This is a genomic window from Streptococcus sp. VTCC 12905, from assembly GCF_049893385.1.
Lineage (GTDB): Bacteria > Bacillota > Bacilli > Lactobacillales > Streptococcaceae > Streptococcus > Streptococcus suis_AA.
The window spans coordinates 1-560 of the sequence record NZ_JBMVJC010000079.1; the positions used below are offsets into that span (position 1 = coordinate 1).

1 pseudogene is annotated in these 560 nt (G+C 36.1%); it reads right to left on the minus strand.

What is annotated here, in order from left to right:
- Positions 1-48: 48 nt before the first annotated feature.
- Positions 49-560 (minus strand): annotated as a pseudogene (locus ACPC58_RS11700) (IS256-like element IS1191 family transposase); the annotation flags it as partial.

Consider the following 560-nt stretch of genomic DNA (forward strand, 5'->3'; position numbering starts at 1 on the left):
GATACTGTCAATAATTATGTGTAAACACTCAAGTAGAGTTGAAGAATGTTAATCAAATAAGCTTTCAAGTGTGTCAGCACATTGGCCAAACCCTTTATGGATGCGTTGATTTTGCTTGAAATTATAATCTTCAAACAGGGTAACTAAATAACGTTCCAGAGCCTCCTCGTTAGGAAAAAGAACCTTCTTTTTCGTTTGACGTTTGATTTCTTTGTTAAGAGACTCAATGAGGTTTGTCGAATAAATGCTATGCCAAATCTGGTAGGGAAACTGATAAAAAGTTAAAAGATTATCCGTATTCTCCAGACTTTCCATGACTTTCCTATACTTTGGTTTCCATTCGGCGATAAAGTTCTCTAAAATTTGCACTGCCATTTCTAAATTTTCAGCACGATAAATCGTTTTAAATTGCTCCAGAATAACCGCTCTATCTGCTCGTTTCACTTTACTAGCTAGATTTCGACTAATATGAATTAAGCAACGTTGTTGTTTAGCTAATGGGTAAGCCTGATTGATAATCTCTTCAAGCCCCTTGAAGCCATCGGTCACTACAAGAGAAA